Below are 21,535 nucleotides of genomic sequence, written 5' to 3'. Positions count from 1 at the left end.
CGGACTTCGGGGGATGGCGGTCGCCTATCTGGGAGGACGGCGCTTTGCGCATTGGGCAGATAACCGTTGGCGCACTTGATGAATGGACGTTGAGTGGCGGTTCGGTGACTTCTTGGCATCCGACTGTGGAAGCCCAGGAAAAGGCAAGCCGGGCACCGGTCAGTTCAGTGCCGGTCAGTTACATGCAAAGTCAACACCTTCGAAACTATTGCGAACGCAAAGTATTGGGGCTGAACTTTTCTCGGCAGATCATCGCCAGCTGTGAAGTGGCTGGGAAGTGTGACATAGCAGCGATGGATCAGGCCGTCAACGCCTACCTCCGCCGGCACGACACCTTCCGCAGTTGGTTCAAGCAGGTGGATGACGGCGAATTCATCCGGCATGCGCTCGAAGACCCGGCTGACATCGAATTCATCCCGGTCGATCAGGGCGTCATGACCGTCGACGAAATACGTGCCCACGTCATCGATATTCCGAATCCGCTGGAGTGGGGCTGTTTCACGTTCGGGGTAATCCAGAACGAGGAGCACTTCACTTTCTTCGCCGCGATGGATCACGTGCATGGCGATGCCACATTGATCGGCACCACAATGCTGGAAGCAAACGGCATGTATTCGTCGCTGAGCGGAACCGGCCAAGCACTCACATTGCCCGATGCCGGAAGTTTCGACGATTTCTGTATTCGCGAGCGTGACTACACCGCGGAGTTGACCGTGGACTCGCCGGGCGTCCGCGCCTGGATCGAGTTCGCTGAGAACAACCGAGACGGGTTCCCGGAATTCCCACTGCCACTGGGCAATCCGCTGGAGGCCACCAGCAGTGACATGACCTCCGAAGTGCTGATGAATCCTGCGCAGACCGAACGCTTCGAGGCGGCCTGCACAGCAGCCGGGGCACGCTTTGTCGGTGGCCTGTTCGCCTGCCTCGGACTGGTGGAACACGAATTTACCGGCGCACTCACGTATTACGGGCTCACGCCGAGAGATTCCCGAACCGCGAGCGACAATTTCATGACGCAAGGCTGGTTCACCGGCCTGATTCCGATCACGGTTCCGGTGGCGGCGACGTCGTTCAGTGACGCCGCCTGGGCCGCACAGGCGTCATTCGATTCGGGTCTGGATTTGGCGCGAGTGCCGTATTACCGGGTGCTGGAGTTGGCGCCCTGGTTGAACTGGCCGCGTCCCAACTTCCCGGTGTCGAACTTTTTGCACGGCGGCGCGGCGCCGCTCAACGCGATCCTCGCCGCGGCCGACATGGGGCTGGCCAACAACATCGGCATCTATCCCGACGGGCGCTTTTCCTACCAACTGACCATCTACATTTTCCGCTACGGCGAGGGCACGGTCATGGCGATCATGCATCCCGACAACCCTGTCGCCAAGAAGTCGGTCACCCGCTACATGGCGGCGATGAAGTCGGTGGCTTCGCGCGTCGCCGACACCGGTCAGTGGGGCCGCGTCGCCTAGCGGAGCGTTGTTCATGGTCAAGGATTTTCTGCTCGGCCTCACCTTCGGGGCGAAGGTGAGGGTGACATGCGACGGCTAGCTGACCTGGTGGTGCGATGGCCGTGGGTGGTCATCGGGGTCTGGGCCACATTGCTGGTTGCCCTGCCGCTGTCATTCCCGTCGTTGGGTGCGATGGCCGAGAAGCATCCGCTGACCATCCTGCCCGCTGACGCACCGTCGAGTGTCACCGCGGCGAAGATGACCGAGGCGTTCCACGAACCGGGCAACGACGACCTGCTGTTGGTGGCGCTGATCAACGAGGACGGCCTCAAGCCGGACGACGAGGCGGTGTACCGCAAGCTGGTCGACGCGTTGCGCGACGACCAGGCCGACGTGGTGAGCGTGCAGGATTTCGTCGCCACCCCGCAGTTGCGTCCGTTCCTGACGAGCAAGGACAAGACCACCTGGGTGTTGCCGGTCGGCCTCAAGGGGGAGTTGGGCACCCCGCGGGCGATCGAATCGTTCAACCGGGTTTCCGAGGTCGTCGAACGCAGTACCGCAGGCAGTCCACTCGCCGTGCACCTGACCGGTCCCGCGGCCACCGCCGCGGACCTCACCGTCGCGGGTGAACACGATCGGCTGCCGATCGAGATCGCGATCGCCGTCCTGGTCCTTGCAGTACTGCTACTGGTCTATCGCAGCGCCGTCACGATGCTGCTGCCGTTGGTGACCATCGGATCCTCACTGCTCATCGCACAGTCCCTGGTGGCGGGCTTCTCCCACCTCACCGGGGCCGGAGTGTCGAATCAATCGGTTGTGTTCCTCAGCGCGATCATGGCCGGCGCGGGGACGGATTACGCGGTGTTCCTGATCAGCCGCTATCACGACTATCTGCGGTTGGGGAAGGATTTCGACGAGGCCGTCCGGGCGGCGATGGCCTCGATCGGGAAGGTGATCACCGCTTCGGCGGCGACGGTCGGGCTGACGTTTCTGCTGTTGAGCTTCACCAAGATGGGTGTGTTCCGCACCGTCGGCACATCGGCGGCGATCGGGATCGGCGTCGCCTACCTGGCTGGGCTGACGCTGCTGCCGGCCATCCTGGTGCTCGTCGGGCCGCGCGGCTGGGTCAAGCCGCGGCGGGAGCTGACCTCCCGGTTCTGGCGCCGTTCGGGTATCCGCATCGTGCGCCGGCCGGTGCCGCACCTGGTCGCCAGCCTGCTGGTGTTGGGGCTGTTGGCCGGTGCCGCGATCTTCGCGCAGTACAACTACGACGACCGCAAGGTTGTGGCGGCAGATGCGCCGAGTTCGATCGGTTATGCCGCGGTGGAACGCCACTTCCCGATCGCACAGTCCATCCCCGAATACATCCTGATCCAATCGCCGCACGATCTCCGGACCCCGCGTGCTCTGGCGGACCTGGAACAGCTCGCCTCGCGCGTCGCGCAGCTGCCCGACGTCGGCCTGGTCAGCGGCATCACCCGCCCCCTGGGCGAGGTGCCCCGGGAATTCCGGGCCACGTTCCAGGCCGGCATCGTCGGGACCCGGCTGGCCGACGGGTCCGATCAGATCGACCAGCGCAGCGGTGACCTGAACCGGTTGGCGGCCGGCGCCAACACGCTGGCCGGCAGCCTGGCCGACGTACGCACCCAGATCAACCAGATCGCGCCCAGTCTGCAGAGCCTGGTCGACACCTTCTCCTCGGTGCGAACCGAATACGGCGGCGACAAGCTGGTCCACGATGTCGAGGTCGCGGCCAAGCTCGTCGACAGCATCAACGCGCTGTCCAATTCGATGGGCTACAACTTCTCCGCGGTCAAGAACATGTTCGCCTGGATCGGCCCGGTGTTGGCGGCGCTGCAGAACAACACGGTCTGCGACAGCAACCCGTCGTGCAGTGAGACCCGCATCCAGTTCCAGCGGCTGATGGATGCCAACAACGACGGCAGCCTCGACCAGATCAACGACCTGGCGCATCAACTCCAAGGTGTCGGTGACAAGCAGACCCTCAACGCCACGGTCACCAAGCTGAACAAAGCCCTGGCCAGTGTCAGCAAGGCCGTCGGCACCATGGGGCTGAACAAGCCCGGCGGCCCGCAGGCAGGTCTGCGGGATCTGCAGCAAGGGGCCAACCGCCTGGCCGGGGGGAGCCGCGAGGTGGCCGGCGGCGTCGACGAACTCGTCAAGCAGATCAAGGTGATCTCGGCCGGGTTGGACCAGGCCTCGTCATTCCTGCTGTCCATGCGCAACGAGGCTGCGGACCCGGCGCAGGCGGGGTTCAACATCCCGCCCGAGGTACTGGGCCTCGACGAGTTCAAGAAGGCCTCCGCGGCTTACGTCTCGCCGGACGGCCGCTCGGTGCGGTATCTGGTGCAGACCAAGCTCAACCCGTTCAGTTCCGAGGCGATGGACCAGGTCAACGAGATCCAGGACATCGCCCGCGGCGCCCAACCCAACACGACGCTCGCCGACGCCTCGATCTCGATGGGCGGATTCCCAGCCGCCCTGCGGGACACCCGCGACTACTACCAGCAGGACATCCGGTTCATCATCATCGCGACCCTCATCGTGGTGCTGCTGATCCTGATGGTGCTGCTGCGCTCCCTCGTCGCACCGCTCTACCTGGTCGGTTCGGTGGTGATCTCGTACTTCGCCGCACTCGGTATCGGGGTTCTGGTGTTCCAATCCCTGTTCGGTCAGCAATTGCACTGGAGCGTGCCCCCATTGGCGTTCGTGGTGCTGGTCGCGGTGGGTGCCGACTACAACATGCTGCTCGTGTCACGAATGCGGGACGAGTCGTCACACAGCATGCGGTTCGGCGTGATTCGCACCCTCAGTTCGACCGGTGGGGTGATCACCGCGGCCGGGCTGATCTTCGCGGCCTCGATGGCCGGTCTGCTGTTCTCCACCATCGGCATGGTGATCCAAGGCGGGTTCATCATCGGGGTGGGGATTCTGCTGGACACCTTCGTGGTCCGCACCATCACGGTGCCGGCCGTCGCCACGCTGATCGGGCGGGCGAACTGGTGGCCGTCACGCGCGGGGGTCTCGAAGCCGCTGCGTAGATCGGCGGCCGGCGCGTGATGGCGGCGGGAAGCGCACCGAGGCGATGTATGGGAAACTACGAAACGAAGCGATGCGGGCAGGGGCAGAGATGAAGAAGCTGATCGCTGGAATCACGGTTCTGGTAACTGCCGGTGTCACAGGATGTTTCGGTGTCGGGTCGGCCAGCGCCGACGATACCCGGGCCCCCGGTGGCCCACCGGCTCCCGCGCCGGCCGACCCGGGCACCGCCTATGCCCTGGGCGGCGCCCACGTCCTGGGGATTCCGTATGACGAATACATCCGGATGACCGGTGAGCACTGGTTCCCCGGCATGAAGCGGGTGAAGGTCGACTACCCGGCAGGCCAGGTTCAGGGCCACACCCTGGAACGCTTCTTCCCCGGGATCGGTGCGATCGGTGAGCAGATCTATCCCGGCATCGGTCTCGACGGGCCCAGCATCGGTGAATCGGTCGACGAAGGCGAGGGAAACCTCGACGCGGCCATCCGTAGCGGTGGCCACGGAACCGCGATGGGATTGTCCGAGGGCGCGCTCGTGCTCAATGCCGTGAAGGCCCGCCTCGTCAACGACCCGACCGCTCCGCCGCCGGATCAGCTGACCTTCGCGACGTTCGGTGACCCGATCGCCAGGCATCCGTTCGGCGAGAGCTTCCTGACCCAGAACTTTCCCGTCGGCAGCGTGGTGCCGTTCATGGATTACCGGATACCGGCCCCCGTGGAAAGCCAGTACCACACCGATCAGTTCATCTCGGCCTACGACAGCATCGCCGACTGGCCGGACCGGCCGGACAACTGGATGAGCGTCATCAACGCGATCGCCGGACTGGCCACCGGGCACACCGCGATCGCCTTCACCAATCCGAGCAACGTTCCCCCGCAGAACATTCGGACGACGGTGAACTCCAAGGGTGCGACGACGACGACGTACCTCGTCCCCGAAGAACACCTGCCACTGGTGTTGCCCTTCAAATACCTCGGCTACGACCAGGACACGCTCAACAAGCTGGACGCGATCCTCAAGCCCCGGGTCGACGCGGGCTATTCCCGTAACGACGATCCGGCCACCGCACCCGTCACGGTGGATCCGGTGAACGGCTTCGACCCCGCAGAAGTCACCGCACCGGCCAACGAGGCCACGTTCGGTGGACAAACCGACCCCATTTCCGAGATTGCCAACGGTGCCCTGTCGTTGCTCGGCGGGCACTGACACCGACACCGACGGATTCCACGAGTAGTACGGACGTGATATGACGCCGACGCCCCTGCCCCAGTCCACCATCCTCTCGATGCTGCACGGACGTGCCAGCTTGCGCCCCAACGACATTGCCTTCACCTTCACCGAGTACGCCGACGACCCGGCCGGGGTCGCGGAGACGGTGACGTGGTCGCAGCTGTCCCGCCGAACGATGAGTGTGGCCCGCACGATCCGGCGCAGCGCCGCCGTCGGGGACCGCGCGGTGATCCTGGCCCCACAGGGCCTGGAATACATCCTGGCCTTCCTCGGCTCGATGCAGGCCGGGCTCATCGCGGTGCCGCTTCCGCTGCCGCATCGCGGCTCCAGCCACGACCGGGTGAGCGCGGTGTTCACCGACACCCGGCCCGCGGTGGTGTTGACCACCTCCGCGGTCGCCGAGGACGTCGGTGACTACGTCGATCAATCCCGGTTGGACACGGCGCCCAAGATCCTCGAGGTCGACTTGCTGGATCTGGATGCTCCGGCGGGTGCGGATGACGACATCGAAACCGACACGGTCGAGTACCCCACGACGGCGTATCTGCAGTACAGCTCGGGCTCGACCCGACTGCCGACCGGCGTGATGATCTCGCATCGCAATCTGCAGGCGAACTTCGAGCAGTTGATGCGCGGTTTCTTCACCGACGTGCTCAGCCGGTCTGTCGCCGAGGCCACGGTCGTGTCGTGGTTGCCCTTCTATCACGACATGGGGTTGGTACTGGGCGTCTGCGCACCGATCCTCAGCGGATTCCCCGCTGATCTGATGAGCCCGGTCGCCTTCTTGGAGCAGCCGGCCCGATGGGTGCGGGCGTTGGCGTCGAGCCCGAATACCTTCTCGGCCGCCCCCAACTTCGCCTTCGATCTCGCCGCCCGCAAGACGAAGGACGCCGACCTGACGGGTCTGGACCTCGGCGGGGTACTGGGCATCATCAACGGCGCCGAGCGGGTCGAGCCGGGCACGTTGGAACGGTTCTCAGATCGATTCGCGCACTTCAACTTTCGTGACGAGATGCTGCGTCCGTCGTACGGGATGGCCGAGGCTACCGTGTTCGTGGCGACGGGCACGTGGAACGAATCCTCGGGGGCGGTGGCGTTCGACACCGACGAACTGTCGGTGGGACGCATCCGCCGGTCGACGCGGTCGGCCGGCACGTCGCTCGTCAAATACGAGCTGCCGCAATCGCCGATCGTGCGGATCGTCGACGTCGACACCCACCGCGAGTGCCCGCCGGATGTGGTGGGCGAGATCTGGGTGCACGGCGACAATGTCGCGTCCGGTTACTGGAGCCGGCCTGCCGAGGAGCAACAGTGCTTCGGCGCCACTCTCGTCGACCCGACCCCGGGCACGGTCGAGGGCCCCTGGCTGAAAACCGGAGATCTGGGTTTCGTCTCCGAAGGCCACCTGTTCATCGTCGGGCGCATCAAGGACCTGCTGATCATCCGCGGTCGCAACCACTATCCCGAGGACATCGAGGCAACCGTCCAGCAGATCACCGGCGGCCGGGTGGCGGCCATCTCCGTCCCGGTGAACAGCACGGAGAAACTCGTCACCGTCATCGAGCTCAAGAAGCGCGGGGAGGAGGCGGTGCATTGGCTCACCGGGCTCAAGAGTGAGGTCACCTCGGCGATATCGAACGCGCACGGCTTGAACGTCGGCGACCTGGTGTTGGTGCCGCCCGGGTCGATACCGACGACGACGAGCGGCAAGATCCGACGGGCGGCCTGCGTGGAGCAGTATCGGCAGGACGAGTTCGCCCGGTTGGATGCCTGAGCTTGTTTACATGCCGATGAGGCCGGCGACCAGCAGCACACAACCGACCGTGGCGACCACCGCGGCCACCTTGCGGTGGCGTTGCGTCTGAAGCCATTCGTGCAGGGCTGACAGCGCGGCGCGGGTCCGCTCGGGAGCCAGCAGGTAGGAAATCAGCGGGATCTCGACGAGCCCGAATGCCACCACGTTGAACAGCAGCAGCGCACCGACCTGGGTGGCGGCCGCGGCACCCGAGGCGACGATGAGCGCGAGCGCGGCGAGATAGTCGACCGACGGTAGGGCGATGCCGAGGCCCGCGGCGCTCGCCGTCCACAGCGAATGACCGCCCAACAATTGCCTGGCGCGGGTCACGAGCTGCCCGGGTTCCCGATCGGGTTTCGGAGTGAACATCCTCGCGGGCCGGCCGGCGGCCAGGACCGCCGCGGCCAGCAACGCCGCCGCTCCCACCGCGAGCTGAACCCTGGGCAGCGTGAAATGGGACGAGCCCAGTGCCGGCCGCAGGATGAACAGCACCACCACTCCGACCGCGGTGCCCATCGCGAATCCGCCGATCAGGAAGGCCAGCAACTGCAGCAGCGGACGCGGCCGGTTGAGCATCACGATCGTCATACCGATCCGAAACGGCTCCAGGCTGACTGCCGCGGCCATCACCAGGAGCGTGATCCACATGATGGGCGCCAACTTACTCCGCCAACGTTGTCCCGCTGGCCGCACCCGGACCTGGGCGGTGTGGGTCGGCACATGTGAAGATGGAGGTGTTATGAGTGCAACAGAATTGAGCCCGACGTCGCTGCGTGAAGCGTTCGGCCACTTCCCGTCCGGTGTCATCGCGATCGCTGCCGAGGTAGAGGGCACCCTGGTCGGCTTGGCCGCCAGCACCTTCGTACCGGTGTCGCTGGACCCGCCGCTGGTGTCGTTCTGCGTGCAGAACTCGTCGACCACCTGGCCCAAGCTGAAGGATCTTCCGTCGCTGGGGATCAGTGTGCTCGGGGAGTCCCATGACGCCGCGGCACGCGCCCTGGCCGCCAAGACCGGGGACCGCTTCGCCGGGCTTCAGACCGAGTCACGTGAGTCCGGCGCGGTGTTCATCCACGGCACGAGCGTGTGGCTGGAGAGTGCCATCGAGCAGTTGGTGCCCGCCGGCGACCACACCATCGTGGTGCTGCGGGTCAGTGACATCACGGTCAACGCCGAGGTGGCGCCGATCGTCTTCCACCGCAGCACGTTCCGCAAGCTCGGCGCCTGAGCTTCCGGTTCGGGTCAGGGCCGCGCGGCGAGCTCGTCGCGGTACTTGGCGATGCGCTGTTCGATCTCTCCGGCATCGGCGGGGCGGCCCTCTTTCCGGGCCAGCTCCGCCCGGGCCGACAGTTCCCGGATCGCGGTGCGGATCTCGTTGACGCTGTGGATCTGTCCCATGCTCATGGAGCTGCCTTTCAATGCTGATTTCGGCTGATTGGCTGCTTTCCGGCGAGCCTACCCGCCGATTCGAGGATCGGCTCAAACCTCCTGCAGCCCGATGATCACTTTGCGGAACAACTGCGCACCGGCGTCCTTCTGAGCTGGCGGGCACGTGACATTCACAATCATTCCCCGGACCAGACCGTAGTAATCGCACTCCTCGGTCTCGGTCGTCGTCAGGGCGAAGGAGTCGTCGGCGGCCGATTCCGGCGCGGCCGTCACCAGATGGTCCAGGGTCCGCGTCTTGGTCTCGATGACCTGACCGTTCTTGCTGACGACGGTGGTCACCTTGGCGCCCTTGCAGCGCTCGTACCACTGGCGGCTGAAGTCGAGGCTGGTCGGATCTTTCGACACGAACACCGTCAGCGAGAAGGACTGACTGTCTTCCTTGTTTCCGCCCGGATCGTCGACGGGGTACATCAAGCGCGAGATCCGGGAGTCCTTGTAGCGTTCCGGATCTTTGTCGTCACTTCCGAAGTCGTACTTGGCGTTGTACATCGGGTCGTCGTCGGACGTGCAGCCCGCGGGATCGGACGAGAACGTGTACTTGCGGTCGGGGTCGTAGGACGAATCCGTGCCGCGGTCCATCTTCGTGTAGTCGAATTCGGTGTAGCCCGGCGGATACAGCGAATCGAAATCGATCGCGTTGAGGATCATCGTCGGCGGCTTGTCGCTGAGCAGGGGTCTGTCCGTGTCCGGTGCGTCGGCTTGGTCGATCGGCGCTGTACGCGGCCAGGCCAGCCACGCCACCAGTGCGACGGCCAACAGCACCACGACGGCGACGCCCACGCTGCCCACGACGATCGTCCGGCGGGACAGCTTCCGCGCGCGGGCCGCACCTGGCGGTGCCGAGTATGACCACTGGTCGGGCATCCCGTTGGGCCCGGTCACGGCTGCGGTCCTGCGGTACTGCACATGGCGGCGGTCAAATGGCCGAGCGGAGTTCCGTCCGGATCGCAGAACCCCGGACCGTCGGCCGGACGAAGCTCCACGTGATCGGGATATTCCACGGGTCCGTCGGGGCCCGGTGCCTGACCCGGACCTGGGCCTTGACCTGGCGCCGGCGCCGGCGGCGGGGCATCGGCGGGCGCGGGCTGGTTGGGATCCGGCGGGGGCTGCTGCGCCTGCTCTTGTTGCTGCTGAGCCTGGCGCGCGGCTTCCGTCTTCTGTGCCACCTCCCGGTCCTTCATCGTGATGCAGTCCTTCATGCGGGCTTCGTCATCGGGATAGGGGCAGGGGCCGGTCTTCGATTCGGTGAAGTCGATTCCGCCGCCGGGCGCACGTTTGTAGTCGTAGCCGTCGGGTGTCTTCGTCAGCGCTCCGCCTTTGAGCGCCGCCAGCTTGTTGGTCAGCCGCTCGGGTGTTTCGCCGACGAACGCGCGGACGTCGGGGCTCGCGGAGGGGAACGTCGTGAAGCAACCGGTGTCGCCGATGGCCGCGTCCACCGCGGGGCTGAGGATCTCCCGCGCCTTGGTGAAATGGCCCTGTTTGAGTTCGTTGTCGCTCAACTTCTCGGAGATCAGGGCGAAGTTGCCACGCGGCGGGCACGCCTTCGGTTCCTGTTCGTGTGCGGCCTTGAACTGCTCGAAGGCGCCGGGAACGTCGCCGCGCAGCATCAGCAGGTCACCTTGGGCGTGCTTCTCCCGGAAGCCTCGGCCGATGTTGCCGACATCGATCCACTCGAGCGTGTTCTGCATGGCCGCGTCGTCGCGGGCGGCGAACTGACCGGGCAGCTTGTTGCCGAGGATGCCGAGGCTGGCGATCTTGACCGCCAGCAGGAGCAGCAGTACCAGCACGGGAGTCGACCAGAGCAGAAGCGTGCGCCGCAACTGCAGGCGGCTCGGTCGGGCGGCGGCCGGCTTGTGTTCGGTGGCCTGTGCCGCGCTCGACTCGGTGGGTGGGAGCGTCTGCGTCATTTCCGTAGAGTCCCCCTTCGGCGCCGCAGCCAGTGGCCGGCCAGCCCGTACAGTTCGACGCCGAACAGCGCTGCGGCGATCGCGGCGAAGAACCAGTAGAACTCGATCCGGTCCGGGTGCGGGACTTTGGGAACGATCGGGTCGGCCGGGACGGCCTGCGGGACGGCCGAGGGCAGCTCGTCGGCGTCGATCAGCCCGCTCTCACGTTTCTCGAACGGAAGTCCCAGACTGTCGGCCGCGGCGGTCAACGCTTCTTCGTTGAGCGGCACGTCGACGGTGTCATAGTTCTTGCCGGCGTAGACGCGGGGTTTGGTGTCGTTGGTCCCGTAGCCGAACACCGCCCCGCCAGATACCTGAGCCAACGGGATGTCGAATGCCGGGTCGTCGGTGTCACTGCCCGCACCGAAGATGAAGACCAGGTTCGCCGATCCCGGATACCGGCGCGAGGCTGCATTGAGTTGGTCTTTGAGCAGCGAATTGGCTACCGCCACATCGGTTTCCACCACGCCGTCGGTCGATCGTTCGCCGTAGGGTTCGACGTTCTGCAGGAACGGCGCCAGGCTCCACTCGTCGCGGGAGATCGGCCAGTCGACGCGCGCGGTGTCGGCGTAGGAGATGACCGCGAAGCGGGCGTCGGGATACTTGGTCAGCACCACCTGGGCGTCTCTCATCGCGCCCTCCAGTCGGGTTTCGCTGTCGCCGTAGGCGGTTCCTGCCGAACGGCCGAAGCCGTTCGCATTCATGCCGGCCGAGCGGTCGATCACCAGGAACACGTTGATGTTGGATTCCTCGGCGGTGGCGGTCAGCCGAGGCGGGCGTTCGGCGTCGGACTCGTCGCCGAGGCGGGTGGCGGCCAGGCCGAGGCTCAGGATGGCCACCACGGCCATCGTGAGCCGTAGCCATTCGCGGCCGACGGGCATCCTGCCCCGGCGCCGGGCCGTGACGATGGCGGCCGTCACCCGCAGGCCGACGGCCACCAGCACGAGCAGCACGATGAGCCAGATCGGGAACACCGGGGCGACACTGAGTTTCACAGCCGCATCCCCAGCCGTGCGGCGGCAAGTCCGACAGCCGCGATCAACGCGATCTGCAGCAGCAGGTCGGGCACGTCCCATCGGAACGGATGCTTCTGTTCCTCGCGCTGCTCATCGAGTGCCGACGGCGGTGGGTTCGACAGGATCTTGTCGATCGCGCTCGACAGCTCCTCTTTCTGGTTGTCGATCTTCCGCGGTGTCGCGTCGTCGCCGACGATGCCGCCCACCTCGGTGTACAGGTATTGGCGGCCACCGGATTGCTTGACCAGCTTGGTCACGAAGTCGCCGGGATGGGTGCCGGGCACGATCGTGTTCACCTGGATCTTTGTGTCCTTGACGATCTCGGCCAGCATGCCGTCGGAGTACGTGGGCGGGGTGTCGGAGTAGCTCTTGGTGCCGCCCACGTAGAGGATCACCCGGCCGCGACCGTTGTCCGAGCCGACCGCGGGAAGACCCATCGCGCACATCGCGATCGTGTCGTTGATCGACGACCTGGCGTCGGCGTAGCGGTTGTACAGCTCGCTGTCTGACGAAAATGCCGCCGCGGGATTGTCTTTGGCCGACGCGGCCTCGGCGACTTTGGCGATATCGGAGAGGCGTTGTGACACCCATGGCAGGTCGGAGGTGACCGGGAAGTTGCGATAGAACTCCTTGGTCATCCCGATGCGCTGATTGCCGAAGCCGTCCACTTTCTCGCTCACGATGTTCATCAGCTGGGATATGGCAGAGCTGTCGGTCAAGCCGATGTTGTAGAGCGGACCGAAGCACAACATGATGTCGACATTCGGGGTGTCCGACCCGGCCAGCTGCGGTTCGTAGGTTTTGGTCGGGCGCAGGGTGGCACCGATCAGCATGAACACTGCGACGATCGCGAATACCAGCGCCGCGACGGAAAGACGCTCGTGCAGCCGCAGCGCACGTTGATACTCGGGCAGGGTCGTGATCCGGTATGACCGTGCCAGATAAGGCAATTCGCCCTGCCAGCCGAAGCGGGTGCGCCGCATGGCGTACCACACCGCCACCCCGATGGCGATGGCGATCGGCAGCAGCAGGAGGGGCCATTTCACGCCCATGTCAGCACCGCCGTCCGGGCCGCGTCGACGACGCCGGGTACCGACCGCGGATCGGCCTCGTCGAACTGGCCGGTGTAGGTCATCGCCAGCACGTTGAGGGCGGGACCGGCCAGCGGGCTGTGCGCGACATCCGTCGCCGTCATCCGCCGGGCTTGGAAACCGGTGCGAAAGTTGATGAAATTGCGGAAGATCCGGCTGATCTCGTGGAAGGCGTCACGCGTGGACAGCCGGCCCTCATGGTGCAGCTGTTCGATCCTGGTCAGCGACCGGGAGAATTTGAAGCGCAGCACCCGGTAGCTGATGTCGCGGATGACGGGAATTCTCCGGAGCACCTCGATGGGCAGCGTCCACACGATCACCCCGACGATCCAACCGATGATGAGCAACACCAACAGCGCGGCGCCGATCACCCACCACACCGAGTACGGCATCGGTGGAAACAGGAACTCGACCGCATCGTGCATCAGGACCGCCCCTCCGACAGTGCGGACAGGGCCGGCCCGATGTCGGCGCTGGAGGAGATCCGCACACACGGGCTGTCGAGTTGCGCGATGAAGGACTGCCATTCGGCCATCCGGGCCGCCTCCGCCCGGCGATAGGAGTCCAGCACTTTGGCGCCGAGGACCGACGGCGTCAGCAAGGCCCGGCCGGTGGCGACGTCGAGCACTTCGTCGGCAGCATGCGGCTGGCCGAGGATGTCGAGGTCCTCGATCAGGATCCAGTGGATCTCGTTGCGGCCCCGCACCGTCATCGCCGCCGCAACGAGATCCGGTGTGACAGCGGGTTGATCGCAGACGATGTAGATGGCGTAGCGCTTGTCGAGGGTCCCGGCGACGAACTCGAGCTGCCGCACGATGTTGGACGGGTTGCCCACCTCGATGCGCAGGTGGCTGAGCAGGGTCAGCATCTGTTCGAGATGGTCCTCGCCGGTCTTGCCGGGCTCGATCGACGAGCCCCGGTCGTCGCCGTAGACCAGGCTGATCTTGTCGGCCTGCGCAGAGGCCACCAGACCGACCGCGCCGAGCGAGAGGATGGCCAGGTCGCGTTTGCTTTCCCCGCTGGGCGCGTGGGCCAGCAGGTTCGCGCCGGTATCGGCGATCAGCAGGAACTCCTGGGCTTTTTCCGCGACGTAGCGACGGACGACCAGGTGCGTGTTGCGGGCCGAGGCCTTCCAGTCGATGTCGCGGACATCGTCACCGATGGCGTACTCGCGCAGGTCGACGAAATCGTCGGAGCGGCCGAACTGCAGCGAGGTGTGGCCGCCCTCCAGGACCCGGTGTGACCGCAGCCGCATCCCCACGGCCCGAGGGTCGAAGTTGAGGTGGGCGCGGACCCGGTTGAGAATGTCCCCCATCGTGGCTCGTTACGGCGTCGGCACGCGGTGCAGGATGCCGTCGATCAGATACTCGGGGGTGATGCCCTGAGCCGAGGCCTGGAATTTCAAGATGATGCGGTGTCGCAGAACACGTTTTGCGACCGCCTTGACGTCGTCGGGCACGGCGTAGGGCCGGCCTTCCAGTAGTGCGTGGGCGCAGGCCGCCCGGCACAGGGCGATGGTGGCCCGGGGGCTGGCGCCGAACTGGATGAGGTCGGCGAGTTGCGGTTCGAGGTAATTCTTGGGGTGGCGGGTGGCGTTCACGATGTAGCTGGCGTACTTGACGATCGACCGGTCGATGAACACCCGCTTGAACATGGTCTGAAGCCACAGCACGCGCTGCGTATCGAGTTGGCCGTTGCCGGCTTGCGGATGGTTGTCGAAGACCCCGCCGGCGATCCGGGCGATGACTTCCTCTTCCTCGTCGGGGGAGGGGTAGGTGAGGATGTCTTTCAGCATGAAGCGGTCCATCTGTGCTTCGGACAGCTGGTACGTGCCTTCTTGGTCGATCGGGTTCTGCGTCGCGAGCACCAGGAACGGGTTCGGCAGCGGGTAGACGGTTCCGCCGATCGTGGTCTGCCGCTCCTCCATGGCTTCCAGCATCGCGCTCTGGGTTTTCGCCGAGGACCGGTTGATCTCGTCGAGCAGCACGATGTTGGCGTGCACCGGGCCGAACGAGACCTTGAACTCTCCGTTCTTCTGGTCCCAGATCTGGCCGCCGGTGATATCGCTGGGCAGCAGGTCCGGCGTGCACTGAATGCGTTGGAACCGGGCGGACAGGCTCTCGGCGAGGGTCTTTGCCGCTGTCGTCTTGGCCAGTCCGGGAACGCTTTCCAGCAGGACATGGCCGGAGGCGATGAGCCCGATCAGCAGGGACTGCTGCAGTGTCTTCTGGCCGACGATCTTCGCCGACAGGGCGTTTTGCAGGTACTGGACCGTCCCACCGACGCGTTGGAGATCCTCGTGGGACAGCTGAGGCCCGGACAACTGCATGCGTATCCCCCGTCGAAGCGCGCGTGATGTCGATTGAGCCTAACAACGGTCGGGCTGGCGCGGGTACACCAAAATTTTTGTCCCGACGGTGCGTTCAGATCGCGAATTCGTGCCGGATCGCGATCTGAACGCACGCTCGGGGTGACTACTTGTGCCGGAAAAGCTTGTTGCCCAACCACACAATCGGGTCGTACTTGCGGTCGGCCACACGCTCCTTCATCGGGATCAGCGCGTTGTCGGTGATCTTGATGTTCTCCGGGCACACCTCGGTGCAACATTTGGTGATGTTGCAGTAGCCCAGCCCGAACTCGTCCTGGGCCATCTCCTGGCGGTCGGCGACGTCGAGCGGATGCATGTCCAGCTCGGCGATCCGCATGAGGAACCGCGGGCCGGCGAACGCCTGCTTGTTCTCCTCGTGGTCACGCACCACGTGGCAGACGTTCTGGCACAGGAAGCACTCGATGCACTTGCGGAACTCCTGGCTGCGGCCCACGTCCTCCTGTTGCATCCGGTACTCGCCGGGCTGCAGATCCTTAGGTGGCGTGAACGACGGGATCTGACGCGCCTTTTCGTAGTTGAACGACACGTCAGTCACCAGGTCGCGCATCACCGGGAATGTCCGCAGTGGCGTCACGGTGACGGTTTCGGACGGGTCGAACGTCGACATCCGGGTCATACACATCAGGCGTGGGCGGCCGTTGATCTCCGCCGAGCAGGATCCGCACTTACCTGCCTTGCAGTTCCACCGCACCGCCAGGTCCGGGGTTTGGGTGGCCTGCAACCGGTGGATGATGTCGAGCACCACCTCACCGTCGTTCACCTCGACGGTGTAGTCGTGAAGCTCGCCGCCGGTTTCGTCGCCGCGCCACACCCGCAGGTTCGCGTCATACGCACTCATGCTCAGCCCTTCCTATCGGGGTGTTCGGCCAGTTCTTGCTCGGTGTAATACTTTTCGAGTTCGGACAGTTCGAACGTCGCCAGCAGGTCCGCCCGCATGGGCAGCTGCGACTCGGGCGTCACGGTCACGTCCGGCACCACCTGGTCGTCGCCGGACGCGCGGCACACCAGCAGAGTGTTGCGCCAGTTCGCGTCCATCTCCGGATGGTCATCGCGGGTGTGTCCGCCACGGCTTTCGGTGCGGGCCAGCGCGGCCTTGGCGACGCACTCGCTGACCAGCAGCATGTTGCGCATGTCGATGGCCAGGTGCCAGCCTGGGTTGAAGACGCGGCCGCCCTCGACGCTGACGTTGTGCACGCGGGTGCGCAGCTCGGCGAGCTTGGTCAGCGCTTCCTCGATCTCTTCGGCCTTGCGGATGATGCCGACCAGGTCGTTCATGCACTGCTGCAGTTCGGCGTGCAGCGTGTACGGATTCTCCGGGTTCGTGTGAGTTTCGAACGGCGCCAGCGCGAGTTCGGTGGCCTCGATGAGCGCGGCCTCCGACACCTTGGGCCGCTCCGGCAGCGCCTGCACATAGTCGGCTGCACCGAGTCCGGCGCGCCGGCCGAACACCAGCAGATCCGAAAGTGAGTTGCCACCAAGGCGATTCGAGCCGTGCATGCCGCCCGAGCACTCGCCTGCTGCGAACAGCCCGAGGGTGGCGGCGCCTCCGGTGTCCGGATCCACCTCGATACCACCCATCACGTAGTGACAGGTCGGGCCGACTTCCATCTCGTCCTTGGTGATGTCGACTTCGGCCAGTTCCATGAACTGGTGGTACATCGAGGGCAGACGGCGCTTGATCTCCTCGGTGGGCATGCGCGAGGCGATGTCGAGGTAGACACCGCCGTGCGGCGAACCGCGGCCCGCCTTGACCTCGGAGTTGATGGCGCGGGCCACCTCGTCGCGGGGGAGCAGGTCAGGGGTGCGGCGTGCCGAGTCGTTGTCCTTGAGCCACTGGTCGGCTTCTTCCTCGGTCTCGGCGTACTGGCCCTTGAACACCGAGGGGATGTAGTCGAACATGAACCGCTTGCCCTCGGAGTTCTTCAGCACCCCACCGTCACCGCGGACACCTTCGGTGACCAGGATGCCCTTCACCGACAGCGGCCAGACCATGCCGGTCGGGTGGAACTGGATGAACTCCATGTTGATCAGACCGGACCCGGCGCGCAGTGCCAGGGCGTGGCCGTCACCGGTGTACTCCCAGGAGTTCGACGACACCTTGAACGACTTGCCGATACCGCCGGTGGCCAGCACGATCGCGGGAGCCTCGAACAGCACGAAGTTGCCGGTCTCGCGGTAGTACCCGAAGGCGCCCGCGATCCGGTCACCGTCCTTGATCAGCTCGGTGATCGAGCACTCGTGGAAGACCTTGATCCGGGCCTCGTAGTCGCCGAGCTCGGCCTTGTCCTCCTGCTGCAGCGAGACGATCTTCTGCTGCAGGGTGCGGATGATCTCCAGGCCGGTGCGGTCGCCGACGTGCGCCAGCCGCGGGTAGGTGTGTCCACCGAAGTTGCGCTGGCTGATCCGGCCGTCCTTGGTCCGGTCGAACAACGCGCCATAGCTCTCCAGTTCCCACACCCGGTCCGGTGCTTCCTGCGCGTGCAGTTCGGCCATCCGCCAGTTGTTGAGGAACTTGCCGCCGCGCATGGTGTCACCGAAGTGCACCTGCCAGGAGTCCTTGGTGTTGACGTTGCGCATGGCCGCGGCGCAACCACCCTCGGCCATCACGGTGTGCGCCTTGCCGAACAACGATTTCGTCACCACGGCCACCCGCAGGCCACGTTCGCGGGCCTCGATCACCGCGCGTAGTCCGGCTCCGCCGGCACCGATCACGACGACGTCGTAAGTGTGCCGTTCCAACTCGCCCATGAAAATCCCCACTCGCCTTCTTGCGTGTACGTACTTGTCGGCCAAAGAAAGTCGGCTGGCCGAGTCAGCCAATGAACCTGAGATCGGAGATGGTGCCGCTGGCCACCAACATGATGTAGAAGTCGGTGAGAACCAAGGTGCCCAGCGTGATCCAGGCAAACTGCATATGGCGGGTGTTGAGTTTGCTCACCTGTGTCCAGATCCAATAGCGCACAGGGTGTTTGGAGAAGTGCTTGAGCCGGCCGCCGGTGACGTGGCGGCACGAGTGGCAGGACACCGTGTAGATCCACAGCAGGATGACGTTGCCGACCAGAATGATGTTGCCGAGGCCGAATCCGAAACCGGACGGTGAGTGGAACGCGACGATCGCGTCGTAGGTGTTGAGCAGTGAGATCAGTACCGCGACGTAGAAGAAGTACCGGTGGACGTTCTGCAGGATCAGCGGAAGTCGGGTCTCCCCGGTGTATTTCGCGTGGGGTTCGGCGACTGCGCAGGCGGTCGGTGACTGCCACACCGACCGGTAGTACGCCTTGCGGTAGTAGTAACACGTCAGCCGGAAGGCCAACAGGAACGGCAGTGAGATGAACGCCATCGGGATGAACCAGGGCAGGTCGCCGACCCATTGCCCGAGATGGCTGGAGCCGGGCGCGCACGCCGTGCTGATGCACGGTGAATAGAAGGGCGTCAGATAGTGATAGTCGGCCACCCAGTACGCGCTGCCCCAGAACGCCCGGACCGTCGCATAGATGACGAAGGCCGCGAGCCCCAGGTTGGTCAATAGTGGTGCCTGCCACCACCGGTCGGTCCGTAGGGTGCGTTGCGGGATCTGTGCTCGGGTGGGCGCGAAGACCCCGGTCGCGCGACGGTCAGCGGTGGGTGCGCTCACGGTTCCCTTTCTTCAGTTCAGTTGTTGCGGGCGGCAAACGCCCCGTGAGCTCAGCGGTATCCGCCGAGACCCTCGTCGGCGACGTCCTGCCAGAACTCGCTTCCGTATTGGGTGTCGGGGATGCCGATCTTCTCGCGGGCCGGTTGTTGGCGGGTCACGCCGTGACGCATCTCCAACTCTTCGGCGTCGATGTCCAACCGCTCGATGTCATTGAGGATCCGTTCGGCATCGTTGACCACGCGGCGCATGGCCGGGGAATCCCCGTATTTCGATGCCAGCGCGGTGACGCAGCGACGCATATCGCCGATCAGATTGTGAAGTTCGGCGAACTCGGTGGTGGTGGACAAGTGACCTCCTCGGGCTGAAGGTGTCAGGGCTCACAGTACGACACCCAATGCTAGCCACATCACGATCCGGACGTGATGCACATCACGTCCGAAAGGGCGTGCTGCCCGTCGTCCAAGTGACGGTCGAACCGGGGCCGTACTGTTGGGCCCGACGGCTTCGCGGCCGGTCAGGACATGTTCGAGCACCTGGAGGAACCGATGAGTGAGACCACGTTGCAAGACCGGGCCGCGGCGCTGCTGGCGCTGCATCAGCCAGGCAACCCCGTTGTGCTGCCCACAGTCTGGGACGCCTGGTCGGCCCGGCTGGCGGTCGGCGAGGGGTTCGCCGCGCTGACCGTGGGAAGTCACCCGCTGGCCGATTCGATCGGCAAGGCCGACGGCGAGGTGATGTCCTTCGACGATCTGCTGACCCGGGTGCGTCAGATCACCGCCGCGGTCGACGTCCCGGTCTCGGTGGACATCGAATCCGGTTACGGGGAAGCCCCGGAGCGGCTGATCGAGGGTCTGCTCGAGGTGGGGGCCGTCGGGTTCAACCTCGAGGACACCGTGCATAAGGAGGGCAAGCGGTTGCGCAGCCCGGCCGAGCACGCCGAGTTGGTGGGCCGGCTCCGTGCGGCCGCCGACGCCGCCGGCGTGCACGTGGTGATCAATGCGCGTACCGACCTGTTCCTGCGCAAGGACGGCGACGAGAGCGATCGTGTCGATCGGGCGATCGCCCGCCTGACCGAGTCCGCGGCGGCGGGTGCCGATTCGCTGTTCCCGGCCGGCTTGGCCGACCCGGATGGACTGGGGCGCTTCGTGTCTGCGGTGCCGCTGCCGGTCAGCGTGACGGTTCCGCCCGATTCCGCCGACCTCGCCGCGCTGAGCGCCCTCGGCGTGGGCCGCATCACCTTCGGACCGTTCCTGCAGGCGGCGCTGAGCGCGCGGGCCAAGGAGATACTGAGGCGCTGGCGCTGACATCCGCCGCCTTGGCCGGAGAATTTCGCCGAACTGCTGCTCCTGGGCGCGCGTCGTGTGCCAATAATGGCCCACTGGTTACGTCGAGCAGGCGGGATGCAGGCGATGAGGTGGCGCGCAAGACACACGATGGCCATGGTTGGGATCGGTGTGGTGGTGCTGAGTGGGATCGGAGCGTCGCCGGCGTCGGCGACGACGATGGTGCCGCTGTCGAACCACATCCGCAACTGTGATTTCGCCGAGGGCTTGTTTCTCGACGGGATGGGGTCGGGCAGCGGCAACGGATTCGCCCACATCGGCTCGGATGGCTCGCAGGTGAGTGCGCAGGTGACCATTCAGTCGGCTCGGCCGGGCACCGACTACCGGGTCCGGCTGATCCAGATGCCCCGTTCGGCGGTGGCCACCTGCAGTGTCGGGGATCCCGGGGTGTCCGGCGGTCTGTTGCGCACCGATGCCAGCGGCACCGCGACCACCACGGTCTCCGGGCCGGCGATGGACGGTGCAACCGAGGCGTGGGTGGTCGTCGAAGGGCCGCCGGCGCCGGGGCGCATCCGCAGCGACGTCTACAGCTCGGATTTCCTGGTAAAGATCTGATTCACCGGAAAGCCCGTGGAATCCAAGGGATTCCACGGGCTTTCGATGTCGGTGCTACTTGCTTTCGATGGCGATTCGCTGGGGCTCGGCGCCGGCGTATACGCCGGCGACCCGTACCGTCAGCACTCCGGCGTCGTAAGAGGCCGTGACGGCATCGCCGGTGACGTGGCTCGGCAACTTGAACGTCCGGCGGAACGAGCCGTAGCGGACCTCGCTGACAGTGCGCTCCCCGGCGTTCTCCGCGCGCTCGTCGCGGCGTTCGCCGTGGATCACCAGCCGCCCGCGATCCACCTCCACGTTGACGTCGTTGGCCACGGCGTCGGTGCTGAGCCCGGGCAGCTCAAGACGCACGACAGCGTCGTCGCCGTCCTTGCTGACCTCGGCGGCCGGACTGAAGTCCTTGACCCAGTCGGTGCGGATGCGCGGGGCCAGGGTGTCGGTGATGACGGTGGGTCCGAAGAAGTCACGAATCCAGCCGTCGCTCTGCCAGCCGGGCCGTGCCCAGACGGCGGGAGTCCTCGTCGCAGTGCTCATGTGAGACCGTCTCCTTGTGATCGTGGACCGGCACCGCGCCGGTCTGCTAC

The 21,535-nt window shown here is 65.4% G+C and carries 21 protein-coding genes; 7 read left to right on the top strand and 14 right to left on the bottom strand.

The window, feature by feature from the left end; translation table 11 throughout:
• The first annotated feature begins 44 nt into the window (after positions 1–44).
• The 4 genes from A5699_RS25625 (at position 45) to A5699_RS25610 (ending at position 7,510) form a co-directional block, all read left to right on the top strand.
• A complete protein-coding gene (locus A5699_RS25625) occupies positions 45–1,466 on the top strand; it encodes a condensation domain-containing protein (protein WP_082957881.1) in 1,422 nt (473 codons plus the stop codon).
• Positions 1,467–1,532: 66 nt separating this feature from the next.
• Positions 1,533–4,526: an RND family transporter gene (locus tag A5699_RS25620; RefSeq protein WP_067775832.1), complete on the top strand. Its 2,994-nt coding sequence runs from the start codon at positions 1,533–1,535 to the stop codon at positions 4,524–4,526.
• Between the two features lie 70 nt (positions 4,527–4,596).
• Positions 4,597–5,712, top strand: a complete 1,116-nt coding sequence (gene pe, locus A5699_RS25615; RefSeq protein ID WP_067775829.1) for an acyltransferase PE — start codon at positions 4,597–4,599, stop codon at positions 5,710–5,712.
• Positions 5,713–5,767: 55 nt separating this feature from the next.
• A complete protein-coding gene (locus A5699_RS25610; protein WP_197508395.1) occupies positions 5,768–7,510 on the top strand; it encodes an AMP-binding protein in 1,743 nt (580 codons plus the stop codon).
• Between the two features lie 6 nt (positions 7,511–7,516).
• Here A5699_RS25610 and A5699_RS25605 read toward each other — a convergent pair whose 3' ends face one another.
• Complete coding sequence (locus tag A5699_RS25605; RefSeq protein WP_067775823.1) at positions 7,517–8,179, bottom strand: GAP family protein; 663 nt, start codon at positions 8,177–8,179, stop codon at positions 7,517–7,519.
• A 91-nt stretch (positions 8,180–8,270) separates the two neighbouring features.
• On the opposite strand from A5699_RS25605, the gene A5699_RS25600 reads away from it, so the two are divergent.
• The gene (locus A5699_RS25600) at positions 8,271–8,756 is read left to right on the top strand and encodes a flavin reductase family protein (protein WP_067775820.1); all 486 of its coding nucleotides are present in this window, start codon (positions 8,271–8,273) and stop codon (positions 8,754–8,756) included.
• A 14-nt stretch (positions 8,757–8,770) separates the two neighbouring features.
• Here A5699_RS25600 and A5699_RS29390 read toward each other — a convergent pair whose 3' ends face one another.
• From A5699_RS29390 to A5699_RS25545, 12 genes are all read right to left on the bottom strand, one after another.
• Positions 8,771–8,932: a hypothetical protein gene (locus A5699_RS29390; RefSeq protein ID WP_142253790.1), complete on the bottom strand. Its 162-nt coding sequence runs from the start codon at positions 8,930–8,932 to the stop codon at positions 8,771–8,773.
• A gap of 75 nt (positions 8,933–9,007) precedes the next feature.
• Positions 9,008–9,859 (bottom strand): hypothetical protein, encoded by an 852-nt coding sequence (locus A5699_RS25595; RefSeq protein ID WP_067775817.1) that lies wholly within the window; start codon positions 9,857–9,859, stop codon positions 9,008–9,010.
• Complete coding sequence (locus A5699_RS25590) at positions 9,856–10,884, bottom strand: hypothetical protein (RefSeq protein ID WP_067775814.1); 1,029 nt, start codon at positions 10,882–10,884, stop codon at positions 9,856–9,858. The genes A5699_RS25595 and A5699_RS25590 overlap by 4 nt, the downstream gene beginning before the upstream one ends.
• On the bottom strand, positions 10,881–11,918 hold the full coding sequence (locus tag A5699_RS25585; RefSeq protein WP_067775811.1) for a VWA domain-containing protein: 1,038 nt from the start codon (positions 11,916–11,918) through the stop codon (positions 10,881–10,883). Before A5699_RS25585 ends, A5699_RS25590 begins: the two co-directional genes overlap by 4 nt.
• The gene (locus tag A5699_RS25580; RefSeq protein WP_067775809.1) at positions 11,915–12,991 is read right to left on the bottom strand and encodes a hypothetical protein; all 1,077 of its coding nucleotides are present in this window, start codon (positions 12,989–12,991) and stop codon (positions 11,915–11,917) included. The genes A5699_RS25585 and A5699_RS25580 overlap by 4 nt, the downstream gene beginning before the upstream one ends.
• Complete coding sequence (locus A5699_RS25575) at positions 12,982–13,455, bottom strand: hypothetical protein (protein ID WP_067775806.1); 474 nt, start codon at positions 13,453–13,455, stop codon at positions 12,982–12,984. The genes A5699_RS25580 and A5699_RS25575 overlap by 10 nt, the downstream gene beginning before the upstream one ends.
• A complete protein-coding gene (locus tag A5699_RS25570; protein ID WP_067775803.1) occupies positions 13,455–14,345 on the bottom strand; it encodes a DUF58 domain-containing protein in 891 nt (296 codons plus the stop codon). Before A5699_RS25570 ends, A5699_RS25575 begins: the two co-directional genes overlap by 1 nt.
• A 9-nt stretch (positions 14,346–14,354) precedes the next feature.
• Entirely contained in the window at positions 14,355–15,359 is a 1,005-nt protein-coding gene (locus A5699_RS25565) for a MoxR family ATPase (protein ID WP_067775800.1), read from the bottom strand.
• A gap of 145 nt (positions 15,360–15,504) precedes the next feature.
• A complete protein-coding gene (locus A5699_RS25560; protein WP_067775797.1) occupies positions 15,505–16,257 on the bottom strand; it encodes a succinate dehydrogenase/fumarate reductase iron-sulfur subunit in 753 nt (250 codons plus the stop codon).
• Positions 16,258–16,259: 2 nt separating this feature from the next.
• Positions 16,260–18,167 carry a fumarate reductase/succinate dehydrogenase flavoprotein subunit gene (locus tag A5699_RS25555; RefSeq protein ID WP_067775924.1) on the bottom strand — a complete coding sequence of 636 codons (1,908 nt, stop codon included), beginning with the start codon at positions 18,165–18,167 and terminating at the stop codon, positions 16,260–16,262.
• Between the two features lie 64 nt (positions 18,168–18,231).
• Positions 18,232–19,053: a hypothetical protein gene (locus tag A5699_RS25550; RefSeq protein WP_067775794.1), complete on the bottom strand. Its 822-nt coding sequence runs from the start codon at positions 19,051–19,053 to the stop codon at positions 18,232–18,234.
• Positions 19,054–19,103: 50 nt separating this feature from the next.
• Positions 19,104–19,400, bottom strand: a complete 297-nt coding sequence (locus A5699_RS25545; RefSeq protein ID WP_067775791.1) for a hypothetical protein — start codon at positions 19,398–19,400, stop codon at positions 19,104–19,106.
• Positions 19,401–19,598: 198 nt separating this feature from the next.
• Between A5699_RS25545 and A5699_RS25540 the strand changes: the two genes are divergently transcribed.
• Both A5699_RS25540 and A5699_RS25535 read left to right on the top strand, forming a co-directional pair.
• On the top strand, positions 19,599–20,357 hold the full coding sequence (locus A5699_RS25540; RefSeq protein WP_067775921.1) for an isocitrate lyase/phosphoenolpyruvate mutase family protein: 759 nt from the start codon (positions 19,599–19,601) through the stop codon (positions 20,355–20,357).
• A 129-nt stretch (positions 20,358–20,486) separates the two neighbouring features.
• A complete protein-coding gene (locus tag A5699_RS25535; protein ID WP_082957880.1) occupies positions 20,487–20,951 on the top strand; it encodes a hypothetical protein in 465 nt (154 codons plus the stop codon).
• A 54-nt stretch (positions 20,952–21,005) separates the two neighbouring features.
• Here the strand turns inward: A5699_RS25535 and A5699_RS25530 are convergent, their stop codons facing one another.
• Entirely contained in the window at positions 21,006–21,485 is a 480-nt protein-coding gene (locus tag A5699_RS25530; RefSeq protein WP_067775786.1) for an Hsp20/alpha crystallin family protein, read from the bottom strand.
• Positions 21,486–21,535: the final 50 nt, after the last annotated feature.

Source organism: Mycobacterium sp. E802, from assembly GCF_001666875.1.
Taxonomy (GTDB): Bacteria; Actinomycetota; Actinomycetes; order Mycobacteriales; family Mycobacteriaceae; genus Mycobacterium.
The sequence above is the reverse complement of the archived record's forward strand: the minus strand, read 5'-3'. Positions and strand labels throughout refer to the sequence as shown.

What these genes read in the sequence shown, in the direction of transcription:
- A5699_RS25620 (WP_067775832.1), top strand. Translation starts at nt 1,533, where the DNA reads ATGCGACGGCTAGCTGACCTGGTGGTGCGATGGCCGTGGGTGGTCATC.
- pe (WP_067775829.1), top strand. Translation starts at nt 4,597, where the DNA reads ATGAAGAAGCTGATCGCTGGAATCACGGTTCTGGTAACTGCCGGTGTC.
- A5699_RS25605 (WP_067775823.1), bottom strand. Translation starts at nt 8,179, where the DNA reads ATGTGGATCACGCTCCTGGTGATGGCCGCGGCAGTCAGCCTGGAGCCG.
- A5699_RS25600 (WP_067775820.1), top strand. Translation starts at nt 8,271, where the DNA reads ATGAGTGCAACAGAATTGAGCCCGACGTCGCTGCGTGAAGCGTTCGGC.
- A5699_RS29390 (WP_142253790.1), bottom strand. Translation starts at nt 8,932, where the DNA reads ATGAGCATGGGACAGATCCACAGCGTCAACGAGATCCGCACCGCGATC.
- A5699_RS25590 (WP_067775814.1), bottom strand. Translation starts at nt 10,884, where the DNA reads ATGACGCAGACGCTCCCACCCACCGAGTCGAGCGCGGCACAGGCCACC.
- A5699_RS25580 (WP_067775809.1), bottom strand. Translation starts at nt 12,991, where the DNA reads ATGGGCGTGAAATGGCCCCTCCTGCTGCTGCCGATCGCCATCGCCATC.
- A5699_RS25575 (WP_067775806.1), bottom strand. Translation starts at nt 13,455, where the DNA reads ATGCACGATGCGGTCGAGTTCCTGTTTCCACCGATGCCGTACTCGGTG.
- A5699_RS25570 (WP_067775803.1), bottom strand. Translation starts at nt 14,345, where the DNA reads ATGGGGGACATTCTCAACCGGGTCCGCGCCCACCTCAACTTCGACCCT.
- A5699_RS25565 (WP_067775800.1), bottom strand. Translation starts at nt 15,359, where the DNA reads ATGCAGTTGTCCGGGCCTCAGCTGTCCCACGAGGATCTCCAACGCGTC.
- A5699_RS25560 (WP_067775797.1), bottom strand. Translation starts at nt 16,257, where the DNA reads ATGAGTGCGTATGACGCGAACCTGCGGGTGTGGCGCGGCGACGAAACC.
- A5699_RS25555 (WP_067775924.1), bottom strand. Translation starts at nt 18,167, where the DNA reads ATGGGCGAGTTGGAACGGCACACTTACGACGTCGTCGTGATCGGTGCC.
- A5699_RS25540 (WP_067775921.1), top strand. Translation starts at nt 19,599, where the DNA reads ATGAGTGAGACCACGTTGCAAGACCGGGCCGCGGCGCTGCTGGCGCTG.
- A5699_RS25535 (WP_082957880.1), top strand. Translation starts at nt 20,487, where the DNA reads ATGGCCATGGTTGGGATCGGTGTGGTGGTGCTGAGTGGGATCGGAGCG.
- A5699_RS25530 (WP_067775786.1), bottom strand. Translation starts at nt 21,485, where the DNA reads ATGAGCACTGCGACGAGGACTCCCGCCGTCTGGGCACGGCCCGGCTGG.